Annotated in this window: 21 protein-coding genes and 1 pseudogene; 7 read left to right on the top strand and 15 right to left on the bottom strand. The window is 65.7% G+C overall.

The window, feature by feature from the left end; all coding sequences use genetic code 11:
* The first annotated feature begins 78 nt into the window (after positions 1-78).
* The 5 genes from HC022_RS06490 (at position 79) to HC022_RS06470 (ending at position 6,931) form a co-directional block, all read left to right on the top strand.
* Positions 79-2,316: a hypothetical protein gene (locus HC022_RS06490; RefSeq protein WP_254884963.1), complete on the top strand. Its 2,238-nt coding sequence runs from the start codon at positions 79-81 to the stop codon at positions 2,314-2,316.
* A gap of 247 nt (positions 2,317-2,563) precedes the next feature.
* On the top strand, positions 2,564-4,645 hold the full coding sequence (gene flhA / locus HC022_RS06485) for a flagellar biosynthesis protein FlhA (protein WP_167451857.1): 2,082 nt from the start codon (positions 2,564-2,566) through the stop codon (positions 4,643-4,645).
* Positions 4,642-5,409 carry a flagellar biosynthetic protein FliR gene (locus HC022_RS06480; protein WP_167451856.1) on the top strand — a complete coding sequence of 256 codons (768 nt, stop codon included), beginning with the start codon at positions 4,642-4,644 and terminating at the stop codon, positions 5,407-5,409. The genes flhA and HC022_RS06480 overlap by 4 nt, the downstream gene beginning before the upstream one ends.
* Before the next feature lie 6 nt (positions 5,410-5,415).
* Positions 5,416-6,513 carry a flagellar biosynthesis protein FlhB gene (locus tag HC022_RS06475; RefSeq protein WP_167451855.1) on the top strand — a complete coding sequence of 366 codons (1,098 nt, stop codon included), beginning with the start codon at positions 5,416-5,418 and terminating at the stop codon, positions 6,511-6,513.
* Complete coding sequence (locus tag HC022_RS06470) at positions 6,506-6,931, top strand: hypothetical protein (protein WP_167451854.1); 426 nt, start codon at positions 6,506-6,508, stop codon at positions 6,929-6,931. The genes HC022_RS06475 and HC022_RS06470 overlap by 8 nt, the downstream gene beginning before the upstream one ends.
* Positions 6,932-6,973: 42 nt before the next feature.
* Here HC022_RS06470 and HC022_RS06465 read toward each other — a convergent pair whose 3' ends face one another.
* The 9 genes from HC022_RS06465 to HC022_RS06425 are packed head-to-tail and all read right to left on the bottom strand — an operon-like array spanning position 6,974 to position 11,587.
* The gene (locus HC022_RS06465) at positions 6,974-7,528 is read right to left on the bottom strand and encodes a flagellar basal body-associated FliL family protein (RefSeq protein ID WP_167451853.1); all 555 of its coding nucleotides are present in this window, start codon (positions 7,526-7,528) and stop codon (positions 6,974-6,976) included.
* 10 nt (positions 7,529-7,538) lie between these two features.
* Positions 7,539-8,270: a flagellar basal body L-ring protein FlgH gene (flgH, locus tag HC022_RS06460; protein ID WP_008886878.1), complete on the bottom strand. Its 732-nt coding sequence runs from the start codon at positions 8,268-8,270 to the stop codon at positions 7,539-7,541.
* Between the two features lie 3 nt (positions 8,271-8,273).
* On the bottom strand, positions 8,274-8,693 hold the full coding sequence (gene flgA / locus HC022_RS06455; protein ID WP_008887002.1) for a flagellar basal body P-ring formation chaperone FlgA: 420 nt from the start codon (positions 8,691-8,693) through the stop codon (positions 8,274-8,276).
* Positions 8,693-9,478 (bottom strand): flagellar basal-body rod protein FlgG, encoded by a 786-nt coding sequence (gene flgG, locus HC022_RS06450; protein WP_167451852.1) that lies wholly within the window; start codon positions 9,476-9,478, stop codon positions 8,693-8,695. Before flgG ends, flgA begins: the two co-directional genes overlap by 1 nt.
* 15 nt (positions 9,479-9,493) lie before the next feature.
* A complete protein-coding gene (locus HC022_RS06445; RefSeq protein ID WP_167451851.1) occupies positions 9,494-10,207 on the bottom strand; it encodes a flagellar hook-basal body complex protein in 714 nt (237 codons plus the stop codon).
* A 1-nt stretch (position 10,208) separates the two neighbouring features.
* Positions 10,209-10,478, bottom strand: coding sequence for a flagellar biosynthetic protein FliQ (locus HC022_RS06440; RefSeq protein WP_167451850.1), 270 nt, complete (start codon positions 10,476-10,478; stop codon positions 10,209-10,211).
* Positions 10,478-10,768 carry a flagellar hook-basal body complex protein FliE gene (fliE, locus tag HC022_RS06435; protein WP_008887010.1) on the bottom strand — a complete coding sequence of 97 codons (291 nt, stop codon included), beginning with the start codon at positions 10,766-10,768 and terminating at the stop codon, positions 10,478-10,480. Before fliE ends, HC022_RS06440 begins: the two co-directional genes overlap by 1 nt.
* 31 nt (positions 10,769-10,799) lie before the next feature.
* A complete protein-coding gene (gene flgC, locus HC022_RS06430) occupies positions 10,800-11,192 on the bottom strand; it encodes a flagellar basal body rod protein FlgC (protein WP_008886571.1) in 393 nt (130 codons plus the stop codon).
* A 17-nt stretch (positions 11,193-11,209) separates the two neighbouring features.
* Positions 11,210-11,587 carry a FlgB family protein gene (locus tag HC022_RS06425; protein WP_167451849.1) on the bottom strand — a complete coding sequence of 126 codons (378 nt, stop codon included), beginning with the start codon at positions 11,585-11,587 and terminating at the stop codon, positions 11,210-11,212.
* A gap of 86 nt (positions 11,588-11,673) precedes the next feature.
* Here HC022_RS06425 and HC022_RS06420 point away from each other — a divergent pair, with 86 nt between their 5' ends.
* The gene (locus HC022_RS06420; protein ID WP_175583477.1) at positions 11,674-13,038 is read left to right on the top strand and encodes a FliI/YscN family ATPase; all 1,365 of its coding nucleotides are present in this window, start codon (positions 11,674-11,676) and stop codon (positions 13,036-13,038) included.
* Positions 13,039-13,067: 29 nt separating this feature from the next.
* Here HC022_RS06420 and HC022_RS06415 read toward each other — a convergent pair whose 3' ends face one another.
* From HC022_RS06415 to HC022_RS06390, 6 genes and pseudogenes are all read right to left on the bottom strand, one after another.
* Positions 13,068-14,282 (bottom strand): DUF1217 domain-containing protein, encoded by a 1,215-nt coding sequence (locus HC022_RS06415; RefSeq protein WP_254884962.1) that lies wholly within the window; start codon positions 14,280-14,282, stop codon positions 13,068-13,070.
* The gene (gene flbT / locus HC022_RS06410; protein WP_008887074.1) at positions 14,279-14,683 is read right to left on the bottom strand and encodes a flagellar biosynthesis repressor FlbT; all 405 of its coding nucleotides are present in this window, start codon (positions 14,681-14,683) and stop codon (positions 14,279-14,281) included. Before flbT ends, HC022_RS06415 begins: the two co-directional genes overlap by 4 nt.
* On the bottom strand, positions 14,680-15,057 hold the full coding sequence (flaF, locus tag HC022_RS06405) for a flagellar biosynthesis regulator FlaF (RefSeq protein ID WP_008887187.1): 378 nt from the start codon (positions 15,055-15,057) through the stop codon (positions 14,680-14,682). Before flaF ends, flbT begins: the two co-directional genes overlap by 4 nt.
* An 86-nt stretch (positions 15,058-15,143) precedes the next feature.
* Entirely contained in the window at positions 15,144-16,454 is a 1,311-nt protein-coding gene (locus HC022_RS06400) for a flagellin (RefSeq protein ID WP_008887004.1), read from the bottom strand.
* A 206-nt stretch (positions 16,455-16,660) separates the two neighbouring features.
* Positions 16,661-17,017: a flagellar protein FlgN gene (locus HC022_RS06395; RefSeq protein WP_254884961.1), complete on the bottom strand. Its 357-nt coding sequence runs from the start codon at positions 17,015-17,017 to the stop codon at positions 16,661-16,663.
* Positions 17,010-17,270: pseudogene (locus HC022_RS06390) on the bottom strand (rod-binding protein). The gene HC022_RS06395 and the pseudogene HC022_RS06390 overlap by 8 nt, the downstream one beginning before the upstream one ends.
* Before the next feature lie 110 nt (positions 17,271-17,380).
* Between HC022_RS06390 and HC022_RS06385 the strand changes: the two are divergent.
* Positions 17,381-19,446, top strand: a 2,066-nt coding sequence (locus tag HC022_RS06385; RefSeq protein ID WP_167451848.1) for a hypothetical protein, incomplete at its 3' end; no start/stop codon positions are given.

Below are 19,446 nucleotides of genomic sequence, written 5' to 3'. Positions count from 1 at the left end.
GCAGAACACGCCCGCCCATTTCCGGCCGAGCTTCGTCGATCTGGAGGAAGCGCTGAAGGACGTGAAGCAGGCTGCCGCATGATCCGGAGTCTCTCGGCCTCCCTGCTTGTGTGCCTCTTGGCAGTGCCTGCCTTCGCGCAGGACATCTCCGTGCGCTCGGGTGAGCATGGAAGCTTCACCAGACTTGCACTCGATATTCCTGCAGATCTTGTATGGCGCCTGGAGCAGGTCGAAGCTGAGCGGGTCACGTTGCATTTCGAAAGAGACGGTCTGCGTTTCGACACGAGCGCCGTCTTCGACCGTATCGATCAGTCCCGAATTCGGACCTTGACCCCATCTGCGGCTGGCGATGCCTTGCAGATCGACCTGTCCTGCCGGTGTGTGGCCGATGCATTTACCCTTAAGGGGCGGATGCTCGTGCTCGACATCCTGCCCGGGACATTTGCCCCGACACCGCAGATCGTCGAAGCCCCAGCCGAAGAGCCGGTGCAACGCGGGGGCGCGATGACGGGGCTTCTTGATATCCGTGTCGGACAGAACCCGGGGATCGGTCCGGACCCCTCGGGATTGCCGCTTTTGCCCGCCTTCATGCCGACGCAGAGAGAGGCGCTCACCGCACCTGCACCAGAGCCGGATCTGGAACCCGGACGTTTCGAGCAGATGCTCGCGGAGCAACTGGCAACCGCCGCAACGGACGGGTTGCTGAAGCCCGCCGTTCGTGACCTTCCAAAAGCGGCGCCGATCCCGGATGGCCACGCGCCACCAACTGGTATCCACGCAGATCCGCCCGGCGGAGCGCATCTGCCGGGATCCATCGAGGCGACACTCGCCGGGCGCGACCCTGACGATCTCCAGGCACATGTCCGCATCGGAGGCATCGCTTGCGTAAGTGCCTCTGATCTGGATGTGGCGTCCTGGGGCAGCGAGACCACATTCGACGAACTGATCCCGGAGCTCCGCAGCCGCCTCTACGGTGAATTCGACCGTCTGGATGAAGAAATCATGCTGGCGATGGCGCGCGCCTATATCAACATCGGTTTTGGCGCGGAGGCGCGCGCGCTCCTCGATCTCGCTCAGGACAGGAACGAACCGGTGCTCATGGCCCTTGCAGCGATCGTCGACGGTCGGCCGGACCGCACCGGGGTCTTTGCCGGCCAGACCAGTTGCGACGGCCCGGCCGCGCTCTGGGCCGTGGTCGGGTCGACCACGCTTCCCGATAGCGCGCAGATTGACGCGAACGCGGTTCTGCGCGCGTTCGAGGAGCTTCCCCTGCAACTGCGTGAACTCCTCGGCCCGAACCTTGCCACCCGCCTCGCCGAAGAAGGGCAGCCGGACGCTGCCCGCGGGGTCATTTCCCGGCTCGCGCGCGCGACCGGGGACCACAGCGACGACATGCGGTTCAGTGAGGCACGGATCAGCCAACTCGAAGGCGCGGTCGAAGACGCGCAAGCGCTCTTGGGCGAGATCGCTGCGCGGCCGGGACCGAACGCCGCGGAAGCCGTCGCCGCCTCGATCGAGATAGCCACCGAGCACGGCAGCGCGATCGGCACGCGCATGACCGACCTCTCTGCGGCCTATTCGACCGAGCTGCGCGATACCGATCAGGGCCCGGACCTTTGGCTCGCCAATATCCGGGCACTCGCCGCGAATGCCCAGTACGAGGAGGCGTTCACCGCTTTGCAGGAAAACCCGAAATATCCTGAGGAGACCCGTGCAAAGGCGGTGACCGACGCGCTCGAGATCCTGACCGACCATGCGGCGGATCCAAGTTTCCTCAAGCAGACGGTCGGGAATCCTCGCCGATTTGACGGCTTGGCCAAACCCGCTGCGGCCCTCGCCGTGTCCGGGCGCCTGCTGCAGATCGGCTTGCCGGATGCGGCGCGGGCCTGGCTCGAGTTCGAGGGGATCGACCGCGCCGCGCGAGAGACCCGCGTGCTGAAGGCGCGCATTCAGCTGGCCCGCGGCGAGCCGGAGGAGGCCGAGATCGGCCTCATCGGGCTGCAGGGCGAGGACGTGCTTCGGTTGCGCGCCGAGGCGCGGCGGATGATGGGCGATTTCGAGTACGCCAGGAACGCTTTCGAGACACTGGGCGAGACCCGTCGGGCCGAGGCCGCAGCATGGCTTGCAGGCGACTGGGCTGCGCTCGAAGCTCAGGGTGGCACTCTTGGCGCGGCTGCCGCGCTTGCCGACTCCAGCCCCCTCGATTTTGGCGGTCCGCCGAGCCTCGCCATTGCCGAAAGCCTCGCCGGATCGGCCGAGGAAACCCGGTCGACGCTGCGGGCATTGCTCGACGAGACCAGACTGCCCGAGCCGTAGCCGCAGAGGCTTACGGAAAAGTAACGGCTAGTTTGTAACGCTGTCGAGGACGTCTCAAACCATGGTGGATCAGAATGGTCTTGCCGCAATCTGACAGGTCGCTGTCACGACCAAGGGGCACCCGCAGGCCAACGGTTGCATGGTCCCTACTAAAAAGCAGGGCCCCCATTCGGTCTCCTGCCAGAATGGAAGACTGCATGCCGTACGGTGCCTCGAGTCCGATACTCAGGGCAAAGGGCGTTTGAACATGGCGGACATCCGCGCCCCGCTCTTCAAACCCACGGTCCTGCTGGCGGTCGCCCTCATGGCGGTCATCGTCATGATGATTCTGCCGGTCCCGTCATGGGTTCTGGATGTCGGTCTCGCGGCGTCCTTCGGCCTCGCCATCCTGATCTTCACGGTCACCCTCTTCATCGAACGCCCCCTCGACTTCTCGGCCTTCCCGACCATCCTGCTGGCATCGCTCATGCTGCGGCTCTCCCTAAACGTGAGCTCGACCAAGCTGATCATCGGCCAAGGTCACACCGGCACCGGAGCCGCCGGCGACGTCATCGAGGGGTTCGCGAATTTCGTCATGGGCGGCAGCGTCTTCCTCGGTCTCGTGGTCTTCGGCGTGCTGATGATCGTGAACTTCGCGGTGATCACCAAGGGCGCCGCACGCATGGCCGAGGTCGGCGCGCGCTTTGCGCTCGACGGGATGCCCGGCAAGCAGCTCGCGATCGACAGCGACATGTCCGCCGGCGCGATCGACCACGCCGAAGCCAAGGTCCGACGCGAGCGCGAACAGCAGGAGACCACCTTCTTCGGGTCGCTCGACGGCGCCTCGAAATTCGTCAAAGGCGACGCGGTCGCCGGGCTTCTGATCACGCTCCTCAACCTCGTGATGGGCATGATCATGGGGATCTTCGGACACGGCATGGGGTTCGCCCACGCGTTCGAGACCTACGCGATCCTAACCGTGGGCGACGGGCTGGTGTCGCAGATACCAGCGGTCATCATCTCGATCGCATCCGGTCTCCTTCTGGCGCGGGGCGGCGCGACGGGTGCGACCGATGTCGCCGTCGCCGGGCAGCTCGCGCGTCACCCGTCGGCGCTCGGCACCGTGGGCGTGCTCATGGGGCTCTTCGCGCTGGTGCCCGGCCTGCCCTTCCTGCCCTTCATCCTGGGCGCCGGCGTGCTTGGCGGCCTCGCGGTCTACATGGCGCGGCGCCCGGCCGAGCCCGAGGCCACCGACCCGGACGACGCGCAGGAGGAGATCCCCCGCGAACGTCCGATCGGAGACGTGCTCGACGTCGACGAGATCCACGTCGAGTTCGCCCCGGACCTGGTGAACATGGTGCTCGATCCCGGCACTGGCCTCGACGTGCGCATCGCCAACATGCGCCGCCATATCGCGTCGGGGTTCGGCCTGATCCTGCCCGAAATCCGCCTGACCGACGCCGCCTCGCTCGAGACCGGGACCTATGTCATCCGCATCCACGGGGTCGAGATCGCGCGGGGCGAGCTGAACCCCGATTTCGTCCTTGCGCTGATGCCCGAGGATCAGGGCCGTCTGCCCGCGGGCCGCGACGTGACGGAACCGGTCTACGGCGCTCCCGCGCGCTGGATCCGCCCCGAGGATCAGGATCGCGCGGCGATCACCGGTGCCACCATCGTGACCCCGACCGAGGTGCTCGCCACCCATCTGCTCGAGGTCATCAAGCGCAACTTCGGGCGGCTGCTCACGCTCAAATCGCTGCGCCGATTGCTCGACGAGATGGTCTCGCTCAGCAACCGCTCGCGGGCCGAAGCCAACCGGCGGCTGCTCGACGAGCTGATCCCCGACAAGGTGCAGATCGACATGCTGCACCAGGTGCTCCGCCTCCTGCTCGAGGAACAGGTGAGCATCCGCAACCTGCCCCTGATCCTCGAGGCGATCGCCGAGATGCGCGGTCAACAAAGCGGCCCCGAGACCATCTGCGAACACGTGCGGCAGCGCATCGGCTTCCAGCTGGTCGCGGGCATGCGCCGACGCGACGGGACCATTCCACTGATCCAGCTTGCCCCGGAGTGGGAGGACACGTTCTCGACCTACCAGATCGAGGGCGCCCGTGGCGGGCTCGACGTTGCCCTGCCGCCGGACATGTTCGAGACCCTGACCTCGGGCGTTGCGGCCGAGATCGGTCAGGCCGGCAACCGCGGGATCTTCCCCGCGCTCGTCACCAGCGCGCGGCGGCGGCGGTTCCTGCGCACGATCCTCTCGGCCAAGGGCATCAGCAATCCCGTGCTGTCCTTCGAGGAGATCGGGATCGAGGCCCGACCCTCGCTGGTCGGCGTCGTCGCCGCATGACGTTGCCGCCGGAGCTTGTGACGCTGGCGACCGGCGCGCTCTGGTCCGGGTTGATCGTCTTCCTGCGCATCGGCGCGATGATGGCGAGCCTGCCCGGGCTGGGCGAGCAGATCATCCCGGTTCGCGTGCGCATGGTTCTGGCGCTGGTCCTGACGGCGGCGGTGCTGCCGGCCGTCCAGCCGGGCATGGCGCTACCGCCGCCCGGCCTCGGCGCGCTTGCCCGCGCGGTCCTGACCGAGACGGTCAACGGCCTCGCCATCGGGCTCTGGCTGCGGCTCTTCATCCACGCGCTGCAGACGGCGGGCAGCATCGCCGCGCAATCCACCTCGCTGGCGCAGCTGCTGGGCAACAGCGCCGCCGACCCCATGCCCGCGATCGGCCACCTTCTGACCGTCGCCGCGCTGGCGCTGCTGATGACCACTGGTTTCCATGTAAAGGCCGCGGCCTTCGTCGTGCTCTCCTACGATCTGCTGCCGGCGATGCGCTTTCCCGACCCGTCGATGATCGCACAGGCCGGGCGCGGCCAGATCGCGCGAAGCTTCTCGCTTGCTTTCACCCTCGCCGCGCCGTTCGTGATCCTGTCGGCGCTCTACAACCTCACGCTCGGCTTCATCAACAAGGCGATGCCGCAGCTCATGGTCGCCTTCGTAGGCGCACCGGTGATCACCCTCGGGTCGATCGCGCTGCTGCTGCTCACCGCGCCGGTCATGCTGTCGGTCTGGCTCGCGGCCATCGACGGCTTCCTGTCGAACCCGTTCCGGTAGGCGCGGATGGCAGAGGACGACGGCGGCGACAAGACCCACGAACCCTCCCCGCGCAAGCTCGAGGAGGCGCGGCGCAAGGGCGAGATCCCGCGCTCGCCCGACATGCTGACCGCGGCCTGCTACCTCGGTATGCTGGCGACGGGTCTTGCGCTGGGCGGAGGCTCGGTGATGGGCTTCGGCAACGCGCTTCTGCCGCTGATCGAACAGCCGGACAGGCTTGTCCCGTTGTTCTTCAACGATATGGCAAGCGCCCCGTCGGGCGGTATCCTGCTTGCGGTAATCACCCCCGTGCTGCCCTGGCTGGGGGTGCCCGCGCTTGCGGTGCTGCTCACGCTCTTCGCGACCCGGGGGCTGGTGTTCACGGCCTCGAAACTGTCGCTCAAGGCGAGCCGCCTGTCGCCGGTCGAGAACGCCAAGAACAAGTTCGGCCGACGCGGGCTCTTCGAGTTCGTGAAAAGCCTCGCCAAACTGGTGCTCTACTCGGTGCTGCTGGGGTTCTTCCTGTCTACCCGGCTGGACGAGATCGCGGGCATCGGCCGGTCGAGCGCGCACGAAGCCACGGCTTTGATGGCCGATCTGATGCTGCGGCTTCTCGGGATCGCGGCGATGATCGCGGTCGGGCTCGGCACCATCGACTACCTCTGGCAGCGCGCCGAGCACATGCGCCGGAACCGCATGTCCCAGAAGGAGTTGCGCGACGAATACAAGGAGGCCGAGGGCGACCCGATGTTCAAGCAGCATCGTCGTGCGCGGGCGCAGGAGATCGCGATGAACCGGATGATGGTGGATGTGTCCGACGCGGACGTGGTGATCGTGAACCCGACCCACTACGCCGTCGCCCTGAAGTGGAGCCGCCAGCCCGGCGAGGCTCCGGTCTGCGTCGCCAAGGGCGTCGACGAGATCGCGCGGCGGATCCGCGAGATTGCCGCGGATTCCGGCGTGCCCATCCACTCCGATCCGCCGACGGCCCGCGCCATCCACGCGACGACCGAGATCGGCGACCAGATCGCTGCCGAACATTACCGGCCGGTGGCCGCGGCGATCCGCTTTGCCGAGGACATGCGCAAGCAGATGAGGCGCAACATGGGGGCCCGGGATGACTGATGACATTCACGCGCTACTGCGGGTCACGGCGCTGTTGCGCGAGCGGGCGCTGGAGAGCTACCGTCGCGACCGCGCCGAGGAGGCGTCGCTGCAGGCCGAGCAGGGGCGCATCGACGCGCTGCGGGAGGAGGCCTTCGCCGACTCCGGGACACTCGATCCGCGCAGGATGATCGGGGCGGACACGCTCTGGCAGGGCTGGCTCGCGACCCGGCGCGGCGAGATCAACCAGGGCATCGCCATGGCGCGGGCCAAGCAGGCGCACAGCCTTCTCTCCGCCCGGCAGGCGTTTTCGCGCGACGAGGCCGCGCGCGCGGTTGCCCGTCGCGAAGCGGCGGCGCGGTTGCGCGCCCGGCTCACTGCCGAGGAACTGAGGTTGGAAGCCTTGTCGCGGCTGGCGCGTTATGGCGAGGACGACTGACCGGGTCCGGCAGGCGTATCGGGTGGAGCCAGGCTATGAGGGTCAGTTGTCCTGACGGGCGATTTCAGTGATCAGGACGTCCTTCACGGTGCTGCCCATGACGTTGCGGGCGGCCTCCATGAGCGACCGGCGAAGGATCTCGAGGCGCCGCGCCTCGGTGAAATTGCCCTCGAACCCGCCGATGTTGGCGTGGTCGAAGAGGACCCGCAGGATCACGTCGCGCAGTTTGGGTTCCCTGGCGTAGACGATCTCGGTCCCGCCGGCGACGACCTCGAGGCTGAGCGACAACACCACGAGCGCCTGGATGCGGTCGCCGTTCACCACCGGCACGACGAACTGGCTGTTGAGCTTGACGAACTCGTTGCCGCCCCCGCCGTGCCCATCATCACTGCCGCCGCCATGATCGTCGGCCGCCTCGCCATGGCCGTCCGCCGCGGGCTCGGCATGGGGGTCGCCGTGGCCATCGCCGGCAGCATCGGGCGCGGCATGCTCATCCCCGGCGGGGGTCGCGTCATGCGAGGGCGCAAGGAAGATGCCGGCGCCAACGCCGGCGCCGGTGCCGATCAGGGCGAGCAGGATGGGAAGCAGCTTCTTCATCGGGGCCTCGTCAGAACGGCAGAATCACGTCGAGCACCTGCTGGCCGATGCGGGGCTGCTGCACGTCGGTGATCTGCCCGCGTCCGCCGTAGGAGATTCGGGCCGAGGCGATCTTGTCGTAGGTGATCTCGTTGTTCCGGGTGATGTCCTCGGGGCGCACGTAACCCGACACCAAAAGCTCGCGCATCTCGAAATTGACGCGGACCTCCTGCATGCCCTGGATCGCCAGAACGCCGTTCGGCAGCACCTCGAGGATCGTGGCGGCGACGCGCAGGGCGAGCTTCTCGCTCCGGCTTACCTGGCCATCCCCGCCCGAGGAGGCCTGGCTCGAGAGATCGACCGGGTTGGTCAGGCTCGATCCGTCGGGCATCTTGTGCTCGTGCCTTTGCGGGATCCCGAAAAGCTGAGGGATCGACAGGCTCTCGGAGCCATTGCGCGACCGTGAGGTGCTGTTCGAGATATCGGCGGATTCGTCGATCTCGATGACCACGGTCAGGATGTCGCCCCGTGCCATGGCACGGCGATCCCCGAGCAGCGAGTTCCGCTCACGGCTCCAGAGCGAGGCACGCTCCGATGCGCGCTCGGGCAGGATGACGGTCGGCATGCCGGAATAGGCCATCGCGACGCGCTCGACGCTCTCGGTCTGGGGGGTGAAGCTCGGCGGCTTGCCGACGTGGTCGAGCCGGCTGCAGGCCGGGCCAAGGACGAGGAGGGCAAGAAGGAGGACTGGGCGAAACATCATGGCTCACTCTCTGGAAACGATCACCGCGCCGGCCTCGGTCACCGTGCCGAACAGGGTCGTTCTGGAAGACAGGTTCATCACGCGGATGCGCTCGCCGACAGCGCCGCGGGCCAGCGCGCGCCCCTCGGTGGCGATCTGAAGGGCGCCTTTGGCGAAGATCAGCTCGACGATCTGGTTGCGTTCGATCAGCGCCGGGATGCCGACCGTCCCGATCAGCACCGGGCGCCCGGGGTAGATCGCGACCAGCGCCTCCTGCCCCACCACATCGGCGAGCGAGTCGTGGGCGCCGGCGATCTCGGCCGGGTCGAGCCGCACCGCGTCGGGCGGGATGACCTCGAGCGCGCGAATGGTGCGGGTCGCGACCACGGTCTCGGCCTGCGCCGGGACCGCGGCAAGGGCAAGGAGAAGCGCCGCGATCCGCATCAGCGCACCTGCACGGTGGCGCCCAGCATCTGGTCCGCGGCGGAGATGACCTTGGAGTTCAGCTCGTAACCGCGCTGCGCCTCGATGAGCTCGGTGATCTCGTAGACCGGATCGACCGAGCTGTCCTCGAGATAGCCCTGCCGGAAGGTTCCCAGCCCCTCCTGCCCCGCGGTGGTCTGGATCGGCGGCCCCGAGGCCTCGGTCTCGGTGAAGAGGTTGCCGCCGATGGCCTCGAGCCCCTTGGGGTTGGTGAAGCCGACGATGGTGAACTGGCCCAGAAGCTGCGCCTGCACCGCGTCGGCGAAATAGGCGTAGACCTCGCCCTCGGCGTTGATCGAGAGGCTGATGGCGTCGTCTGGAATGACGATCTCGGGCGAGACGGGAAGCCCGTCCGAGGTCACGATCATGCCGTCGGCGTTGCGCTTCAGCGCGCCGTCACGGGTGTAGCCGGCGATGCCCGAGGGCAGCGTGACCTCGAAGTACCCGCGGCCCTCGATGGCGATGTCGAGATCGCCGCCGGTGTTGGACAGCGCCCCCTGCTCGAGCTTCATGGTGACCGCGGCCGGGCGCGCGCCCAGCCCCATCTGAACGCCGGTGGGCAGCATCGTCCCGTCCGAGGCGTTGATCGTACCCGCCCGCGCGATCTGCTGGTAGTGCAGGTCGGCGAACTCGGCCCGGCGGGCGTTGTAGCCCGTGGTGCTCATGTTCGAGAGGTTGTTCGAGATGACCTCGACCCGCATCTGCTGGGCGCTCATGCCCGTTGCGGCGATCTTGAGGGCACGCATGGCCTGATCTCCTGGTTACCTGATCATCGACTTGATGGCGGCGCGGACGCGTTCGTCCTCGCTCTGAAGAAAGCTCTGGCCCATCTCGTAGGCGCGCTGGACCTCGATCATGCGGGCGATCTGCAGGATCGGATCAACGTTCGAGTTCTCGACGAAGCCCTGCATGACGCGCGGCGTCTCGGCCGGTTCGTAGCCCGCGTCGGCGCGGAACATGACGCCGCCCTCGCGCACCATGGCGCCCTGGTCCACCGGCTGCACGATGCCGACCTGCCCGATGGGCGTACCCTTGCTGCTCATGGTACCGTCCTGCGCGAAGGCGAGATCGCTGGCGTCGGGGGGCACGAAGACCGGCGCGCCGCCGGCGTCGAGCACCGCGTAGCCGTCCTGCGTGACCAGATCGCCCTGCGCGCTGACCGCGAAGGCCCCGTTCCGGGTGAGCCGCTCTCCGCCCGGTGTCTGGATCAGGAAGAACCCGTCGCCCTCGATGGCGAGGTCGAGCTGCCCGCCGGTGCGGGTCAGCGCCCCCTGCTCGAAGGAGGTGTTGCGCACATGCGCCGCCGACATGGCGACGCTGCCGGAATCGTCGGTCTGGCGCACGTATTCCGAGAACACGACGCCCTGCTGCCGGTAGCCGGTGGTGGCGGCATTGGCGATGTTGTTGGCGATCATCTGCATCTCGCGCGACAGCCCGAGCTGGCGGGAGAGCGTGGTGTATTCGGTGATACTCATCTCAGCCTCCGGTGATCATCGGGATGATGCGGCCCTGGAAAAAGCCGACGAGCGTCTCGGTCATGAAACTCATCGACATCCAGAAGACGACGACGATGGCCATCAACTTGGGCACGAAGGTCAGGGTCATTTCCTGGATCGAGGTGAGTGCCTGAAAGAGGCCCACCCCGACCCCCGCGACAAGCGCCGCGGTCAGGATCGGCACCGAGGTCACCGTGGCGATCCACAGGCCCTGGCGGAGCGTGTCGTAGAAGATGGCCTCGGTCAGCATCAGACCGGCATCCTCAGGATTTCCTGGTAGGCCTCGACCACCTTGTTGCGCACCGCGACCACGGTCTCGACCGCCAGTTCGGACTGCGCCAGCGCCTGCACCAGCGCGTGCGGATCGGCGTCGCCGGTCATCGACTGCTGGGCTGTGGTCTCGGCCTCGGCCAGGGTCGCGGCGAAATCCTGCGCGGCCTCGACGAATTTTTCCTGGATGCCGCCAGTGCCGGGCTGCGGTTCGGTGGCGGGGCGCTGGGCCGCGTATTTCTGCGCGGCAAAAAGCGATCGGACGTCCATTCTGGTCTCCATTCACGCGGTTTGGGCTGCGCTATCGGCGCAGCAGGTCGAGCAGGTTCGACGACATCTGCCGGGTCTGTTCGAACATCTTGAGATTGGCTTCGTAGCTGCGCTGGGCCTCGCGGGCGTCGGCGAGCTCGACGATCAGGTCGACGTTGGTGCCGTCGTAGAAGCCGGCCTCGTCGGCCAGCGGGTGCTGCGGATCGTAGATCCGTTCGAGGTCGCTGCGGTCGAGATCCACCCGCCCGGTCTCGACCATCTGGACGCCGTCGCGCGCATTGCCCGAGGTCTCGAACGGGATGGTCTTGCGGTGGTATCCGGGCGTGTCGACGTTGGCGATGTTTTCGGAAACGATGCGCAGTCGCGAGGCCTGGGCCCGCAGACCGCTCGAGGACACCGAGAGCGCGTTGGAAAAATCGGACATCTGGCGACTCCCTTCGATCAGCGGCCGAGGCTGGCGCGCAGCAGGGTCAGGTTGGACCGGTAGATCGACAGCGCCTTGTCATGCGCCCGCGATGCCTCGACCGCGGTGACCATCTCGGTCTCGAGCGAGACGGTGTTGCCGTTGGGATCGACGGTGGCGCGCCGCGTGTGCGGTTCGGGCAGCCCGTCCTGCAGGGCGCCGTTCAGATGGGTCGCGCGGGTGGCGAGCTGGCCCATCAACGGCTGGCGCAGCGTCTCGGCGAAGTCCGGGATCTCGAGCCCGCGGTACCCCGGCGTGTCGGCGTTGGCGACGTTCTGCGAGCTGATGGCCTGCTGCAGACCCGAATGGCGGGCCAGGGCCATGGCCGTTCTGAACACGTCCAGTGATTGGAACATCGGGGCTTCTCCCTCGATTGGCTTCAATCAAGGCTTAACGGTGATTCCTTTAGAAAAGGTTTGAAGGAACTGAAGGATGCGTGCGCATGGACGAGGGAGAGATCGCCGGACTCCGGTCCCGGATCGAACAGATACAACCGGTGCGCGCGGTCGGACGCGTACGCTCGGTGGACGGCACGGTGATCTGGGTGCGGGGTCTGGCGCATGTGGCCTGCATCGGCGACCGGCTGCGGTTGTTCCGCGGCGGCGACACGCTCGACGGCGAGGTGTTGCGCATCCGCGATGACCTGGTGGCGATGCTCCCCGACGAAGGGGCGGAAGGAGTGTCGCAAGGCGACCGGGTGGCGGTATTGGGGGCGCCGACGCTGGCGCCGTCGGACAGCTGGATCGGGCGCGTGATCGACCCCTACGGGCAACCGCTGGACGACATGCCGCTCAACCCTGGCCCGCAGCGGCGCCCGTTCCGCGCAAGCCCGCCGCCGGCCGCGCGCCGGCGTGGGCTCGGGGCGCGGTTGCCGACGGGGCTGTCGGCCTTCGACACGCTTCTGCCTATCGTGCGCGGGCAGCGGGTCGGGCTCTTCGCGGGCTCGGGCGTGGGCAAGTCGCGGCTGCTGGCTTCGCTGGCGCAGGGCATGGCGGCTGACGTGGTGGTGCTGGCGCTGGTCGGCGAGCGCGGGCGCGAAGTACATGATTTCGTTCACACAGTGCTCGGCGAAGACGGGATGGCGCGCAGCGTGGTCGTGGCCGCGACCTCGGACCGCTCGCCGCTCGAACGGCGGCGTTGTCCGTTGGCGGCGATGACGATTGCCGAGCATTTCCGCGACCACGGGCGGCACGTGCTCTTCCTCGCCGATTCGATCACGCGCTTTGCCGAGGCGCATCGCGAGGTGGCGGTCGCGGCGGGCGAGATGCCGGCACTACGCGGCTTTCCTCCCTCCACCGCGCACCAGATCATGCGGCTTGCAGAGCGAGCCGGGCCGGGGTTGCCGGGACAGGGCGACATCACCGGGGTGTTCAGCGTGCTGGTGGCCGGGTCTGACATGGAAGAACCCATCGCCGACATCCTGCGCGGAGTGCTCGACGGGCACGTTGTGCTGAGCCGGGAAATCTCGGAGCGCGGGCGCTTTCCAGCGATCGACGTGCTGCGCTCTGTGTCGCGGAGCCTGCCCGAGGCGGCGACCGAGGAAGAGAATGCCGTCCTGCTCCAGGCGCGGCACCTGCTCGGCGCCTATGCAAGGTCGGAGACGATGATCCGCGCGGGTCTCTACCGCGAGGGGGAGGATCCGGTTCTCGACCAGGCGATCCGCGCCTGGCCCGAGCTCGACGCTTTCGTCGGAGAGGGATCTGCTGCCGGGATCGACGCGGCGTTCAACCGGCTTCGCCTGATCCTGCGCCGGTCGGGGGTCAAGCCCCCAGCAGCGCCACGACAACGCATGTCGCGCGGGCGGTGAGATCGCGTGAACAGGTGGCTGCGGACCGGTCAGCGGTCCTGATCGTATCGGATCGTGCTCAGAAGCGTGATCGCGATCTGGTTTGACTGGTAGTTCGAGGATTGCGCGATCTGCTCCTGAAGCAGGTAACTGTGGACGATCTTGCGGAGAGTCCCGGGGTCTTCGAGATCCGAGACCTCCTTGACCCCGAAACGGCGGTCCATCTTGTCCTTGAGGATCTCAACCTGCTTGTCGATGTCGATCTGGCTGAACCCTTTCGGCAGGCTCAGGGCGGTCTCGACGACGCTGCGCGAGGTCGTGCTGCCGAGGATGCTGTACCATTTTGCACTGTCGCTGATATCGCTCGTTGCAAGATCGGGGATCGAGCGTTGGAATTGCAGCGCGGTGCCGATCGCGGGGTCGACCTCCCCCACGGCATCCTCGAACCGCTGCCAGCGATACTGCTCGACGATATTGTTCGCGAAGTTGTCGGTCTGGAGCGCGTTGGTCGGCACTGACTTGTCGAAGGAGAAGGCATCGGCGAGACGGATGAGGCGCTTGTCGCCCAGCACATTGGCCAGCGCGTTCGGATCGCTTGCGCCCTCTTCCAGGACCCGCTTCAGGAGCGCTTTGCTTCCGCGACGGTCCTCGATGCCGAAGGCGCCCATCACCACCTGCATCAGGTCGAAATCGAGCAGCAACTCGTCCGGAGACGTGATGCCGCCGACGTTGTCGTTGAAGTATTCCCGCGAGATCTCGATGTTGCGCTTCACCTGTGTCTCGAACAGCGCGGCGTACTCCGGGTCGGCAACATACTCGGGTTCGGCCAGCTTGACCTCGAGATCCGCGAGCACCTTCTTCTCGTAGGCCGCGAAGATCGGATCGGCGAAGCCCTCCTCCTGCATCCGGTAGCTGACGGTCTTCTCGAAATCGAAGACCTCTGCGAGGACGGTGAAACGGCTGTCGCTCAGCTTGTTGGCCAGTGCATCGTCGTCCTTGGTGCCCTCTTCCAGCACACGCCGGATCAGGTACTTGCTGTCGATCTGGTCATCCATGCCGAAGGCAGAGAGTGCGACGCTGAGCAGTCGACGGTCGTTGGCCAGCTCTTCGGCGGAGTTGATGGTGCCGATCTTTTCCTTGAAATACTCCGAGTCACGCGTGATTTCGGCGCTCTTGTTGAAGGCGGTGCGCTGGCTTTCGAGCGTTGACTGCAACATTTGCCAGCCCACCAGCCCACTGCCGGCGATCATCGGAGTGTAGGTCATGATCTCGACGCGGCGAGAAGCCGGTCCTCCCGTGGGATGAGGGCGCGGAGCGCCTTGAGACATTGATAGAACTGTCCTTCCAGAAGCGCCTCGGTCGCTGCTGTCAGGAGTTTTCGGCTGTCCGGGTCGGTCAGGATGCGGCTGAGTTCCTCGATGTTGCGCAGCAGTTGTGGTTTTGCCTCCTCCGCCACGGCGTCGCCGGTCAGCACGAGTTGTGTTGTGAAGCAAAGTCGCCGCACCGGCGTCCGCGCCTCGTCTGGGTGGATCGCATCGCGAAGCCGCAGGATATTGGCATTGGGCGTCACGATAGAGAGCCGACTGCGTCGATCGCCGTTTTCGATCACCGCGCCGTTGATGAGGACCCGCTCACGCGGTCCGAGCTTCAGGACGAGTCCGCTCATCTCGTGTTCCCTCGGCCGCTGAGGCCACGCATGATCGCAGCGTTGACTTCGAGAAGCGGCGCGAGCCGCGCCTTGCGCGCGAGCACCTTGCCTGTGTGGAGCTGAACGAATTCGGAAAGATAGAATATCTGTGCGCGAAGTTCCTGCGGGAGCTTATTGCTGGGGTCCGCGACATCCACGGCCAGCGTCGTCCAGAGACGGCGGTTGTCATAGAGCGCCTCGACCAGCTGAGGATAGGCCTTGGGCCCGGCCTCGGCCGCGGCCTTGATGCGGTGGGTGACACGCGCGAACAGATCGTACTCGGTCGCTCGATCGGTGCGTGTGCTTGTGGCGTTTTCTGCGTAGGCGCGCTGCGCCATGGTCTGGACGTTCACGGCAGAACCTTCTGACTCTGTTTCTAGGGAAAATTGGCTCTAGAAGTCCGGAGGCCGGGATGGCCGGCCTCCGAAGGTCTGCTGCGTCAGCGGAAGAGCGACAGCAGGGACTGCGGCGCCTGGTTGGCGATCGACAGTGCCTGGACACCCAGCTGCTGCTGAACCTGCAGCGCCTGAAGGCGGGCCGAAGCCTCTTCCATGTCGGCGTCCACCAGCGTTCCGATACCGGCCCGGAGCGAGTCGGTCAGGCTCGACACGAAGTCGATCTGCGTCTCGATGCGGCCCTGGACCGAACCGAAGGCGGAGGCCGAGTCGATCGAGGTCTGGATCAGCCCTTCGATCTGGTCGAGCGCGGAATCCGCGCCAGCCTGGGAGGTCACGTCGAGATTGCTGAGCTGCTCGAGCGCGCCGCCGATAGTATTTCCGGCTGCGGAATCCACCGACACCAGGTTGACCTGGATCGTATCGGTGCCGTCGGTCAGCGACGAGGTGAAGGTGAGCGTGTCACCTGACACCGTGGCGTCGACCACATCGGTATCAAGGCCGTTGTCGGCCATGAAGGTCTTGAAGGCAGCCTGCAGGCCCTTGGCCACGTCGGCTGCCGTGTCACCCTCGCGCGCGACATAGACCACCGAGAGGTTCGGCGCCTCGGCAGCGGTTGCGCCGGCAGCGGTGGTCTCGCGGTAGTCGGTCTGCGTGAAAGTCGAGTTGTCGGCGTCGGTCCCGAAGATGTTCAGCGCGTAGGCGGTGCCCGCTTCGAAACCGCTGTTGGTGGTGCCGATGTCGATGGTGTCGCTCTGCGTCGCGTTCAGGGTCAGGGTGTCGACTGCCGCGTTGAGATCGGTTGCAGCGACGGTACCCGCGATGGCAGCGGCGCCGGTCCCGAGGTCCTGCTTCTGGACGGTGATGTCCGACGCGGCGACGCCGGTGCCGGAACGGTCTAGCGATGCCAGGACGTTGACGCTGCCGGAGCCGGCGGTGTCATCGACGTTGGAGAGCAGGTTCAGGCCGTTGAACTGGGCCGCACCAACCACGGCCGAGATCTGGTCGCGCAGGGCGTCGATGTCGGTCTGGATCTTGGCGCGGTCGACGTTCTCCTCCTGGGAGGCGACGATCTTGCCCTTGATCTCGGTCAGCAGGTCGGTGACCGTTTCCGAGGCGGAGCGCGCCACGGCGACGGTCGACTGGCCGAGGTTGAGGCTGTCGGAGATGCCCTTGAAGCCCTTCACGTCGGCTTCCATCACCTTAGCGATGGCCCAGACCGCGGCATTGTCCTTTGCGGTCGCAACCGACTTGCCGGTCGAGATCTCGCCCTGGGTCATGGCGAGGTTGTTGTTGATGGATTTGAGGGTCTGCAGCGCCACCATGGCGCCGTTGTTCGTCAGGATGCTAGACATTGATATGTGTCCTTACAGTCGCGCCGCGCTTTACGCGGCTTTTGTGTTGTGCCGGAACCGGCTTCCTGAACGTCTTTCTGACGAAAGCAGACCGGGCGTCACGCCCGCCGCGCCATCCAATCGGATGCGAGGCCACCTTGCCTCGGGAATCCTAACGGTGCGCTAAGGCGCCTCGGTGAGTTGCACGCGATTTGCCTCGAATCCGTTCAAGCGCGGCGCTCCAGCCGACTGTCTTGTTCGGCGCTGATGGTCTCCCTGCGCCCCTGTGCATCGTAGACATCCATGGATTTCCGGATCTGGCGCAGCACCCCCAACCTTTCCGCGACATTGCGAATCCCGGCGAGCGTCTGATCGAACAGTTCCTGGTTGCGGCGCAGCTTCAGGTGCAGAGGGCGGATCGCGTCATTGTTGTCGGGCGGGCTTTCGGTCAGCCGGTCGATCAGGGCGATCTTCTCCTCCATGATCGGGCCGATGTCGTCCAGCGCGCCGTCAAGCAAGGCGCGGCGTTCGCGGTCGAGCAGCGCCTCGAGCGCCTCGAGTGTGGCGGGGGCCATATCAGTCATGCAGTCGCTCCTTCATAGCGTGATAGATCGATTCGGCGAGCCCGATGCCGCCTTGTTCCGCCAGGACCCGCGCGTGCTCAGTGCGCAGGAAAGAGCTGAATTGTTCCTCGCCGATGCCCCCACCGAAGCCCTCCGGACTCTCGCCAAGCCGCGCTGCCTTCAGCATTTCGTTCAGGAACGTGGCTTCCAGCTAGACGGCCGCTTTGCGCAGCGCGTCCGGAGGCTTGGCCGGGCCAGTACCGGTGATTTCCATCAGGTGGCTCCAATTGGACTCAACTGAGCCCATTCAATCGCGTGTCGGTAAAGAACCGGTAAGGATGTGCACGATATGTTCCCGGGAACGGAAGAATTCCCGGAGTGACCATGCTGAGCCAACTCACAGGCTTTCTGAGCCACGCGCTTGTCGCGAAGGACAAGGACAACGGTGCCGCCGAGCGCGGCGGCGAGATACCCTTCGACGAGGTCTTTCGAAGCGTCCGCAATGAGTCGCGCTCCTCGGGCGATGACCGTTTGCCTGAGGCCGATGCTGAGCCACGGCTTGAAGAGGTATATGCCGCAGATCCTTCTTCCGCGGAGGCTATTGAGGTCGGGCGGAATGAGGCGTTCGCTGAAGAGGAGGAGGATGTCGAAGATCTGCCTAGTTTGCCCGACCACGATGCCAGTCAGGAAGCGCAAAGTGGCGCGACATTTCCAGGGAAGCAGGATGGTCCGGCACATCGGGACGGCGAACTGGGTGCTGGACTTGTCGCCAAGCACGACACTGCATCGACCATGTTCACAACCAGACGTTCGATAGCCCCAAATAACGCTGTCGCAACGGAGGTTTCGGGCCGTGGCGTGGCGGCCTCGATGGGGGGTGTACAGCCCGCACATGTGGCCGCCCCTAGCTCCGCGGACGTGCCGCATATCCAAAGGATAGAACGCAGCACCAGGTCGGAGCAGGCGGACACGCCTCGAATGCCCTCGTACCTTCAAGGCCAGGAGCTGGCAGGCAACGACAGAGACCCATTCGCCGTCGCGCGACCAGGCCCTGCGCCGCAAGCCGATTCAGCACCTCAGAAAACCAGAGCTGAATTTCGATCAGTCGCGCCCGGCACGCTTGTCCGCTCCGAAGCGGAAAAATCGTCAGAAAATGAAGCGTCTATGCCGACCGGTCGAACGCAAGACCAGGAGTCTCGTTCAGCGTCACGCTTGGCCGAAACCCACCCACAGAAAAGTGTCAGCGGCGGCGAACCTCGAAGAATGAGGCTTGCACATCAAATGGTTGATAGACCAAGCACTTCGTTTCAGGTTCCTTCCGCCTCACGGAACCAAATCGACTTCTTCGAACCCAAGAGCGCGGCGCGCACTGTGATCCCGGGTGACGTGGAAGGGACCGGAACGGATGTCGCCATGCCCTACCCGCGAGGGGAGCTCACGACCGAACCTCCGGCGAGTCGCTTGGAAACGAACTTGCGTTCGGGTTTAGACGTGTCCCTGGCAAGACCAGGACACGCCGCAGTCCGGGCACGTGGCGAAGTGCGCTTTTCTGCCGAGACTAGCCAAGTGCGTGACGGCAGAATTTCTTATGGGAGCCGGCTTGATGTTCCCATGCCGGCGCATGGCACTATCGAAGGCATCCCTGACACAGAGGTCTCGGCAACTCCTTCTGTCGATGGTGACGCCCCGAAAGCAAGACGGAACACAGAAAACGGCGCTCAATCAAAAACAAGCGCAATGCCCTCTGTTTCGGCGGAAGCAGCTGGTCTCGCTCCAGATCGAACAACCAAGGACGTGGGTGAGCAAGTTGAGGTCGCTTTCGGACTGCGCTCATCGGCACGCCGCCCTGCAACACTTAGTGACTTGGGACATATCCACCAATCATCGCGTACCCCACAGTTTGAGCCAATGCCCGAACCAGCAAGGGCGCAGATCCTGTTCACAGGCGCTGCCCGCGAAGCAATGGCCCATCTGCCAGACACAAATAGCGCCGAACCTATCGCTGCCGAAACCCTAAGGAGCGCAAACAATTCGGGGCAGCAGCATGAGCCTTCCGCTGAAGTCGGTCATGTGGTCTCCGTAGAGGTGTCCGCTACGCGAAGCACGGTCCAAGGCCGTTCAGAAGCCAGCAAAGACAATATCTTCGGAAAGCCGCCTGAGGGGAAGATGGCGATGGCCGAGGCCGGCGAAGATGCACCGAGCCTGGATCCAATCGGGAAGCGTGTATCACCTGAGACGCGACGGCTGCCAGACCCTCAACTGGCGAAGAGCCTCCCCTTTTCGGAAAATTCTCGTGAAGAAACCGTCCAGGTTCCGGGCGCTGGACAGGTACGATCTATAGACACCATCTCAGACTCGACCTCTGAAGCGGCCCCGGAAACTGGTGCGGAGACACCCGCACACGGCGTCGTCGGTGGTCGCATCGACAAGCGCGAGACCACACAAGTGCC

Origin of the sequence: Salipiger sp. HF18, from assembly GCF_011806505.1 — a bacterium.
Lineage (GTDB): Bacteria > Pseudomonadota > Alphaproteobacteria > Rhodobacterales > Rhodobacteraceae > Salipiger > Salipiger thiooxidans.
Note: the sequence above shows the minus strand (reverse complement) of the source record. Positions and strands in the feature narration are given on the sequence as shown.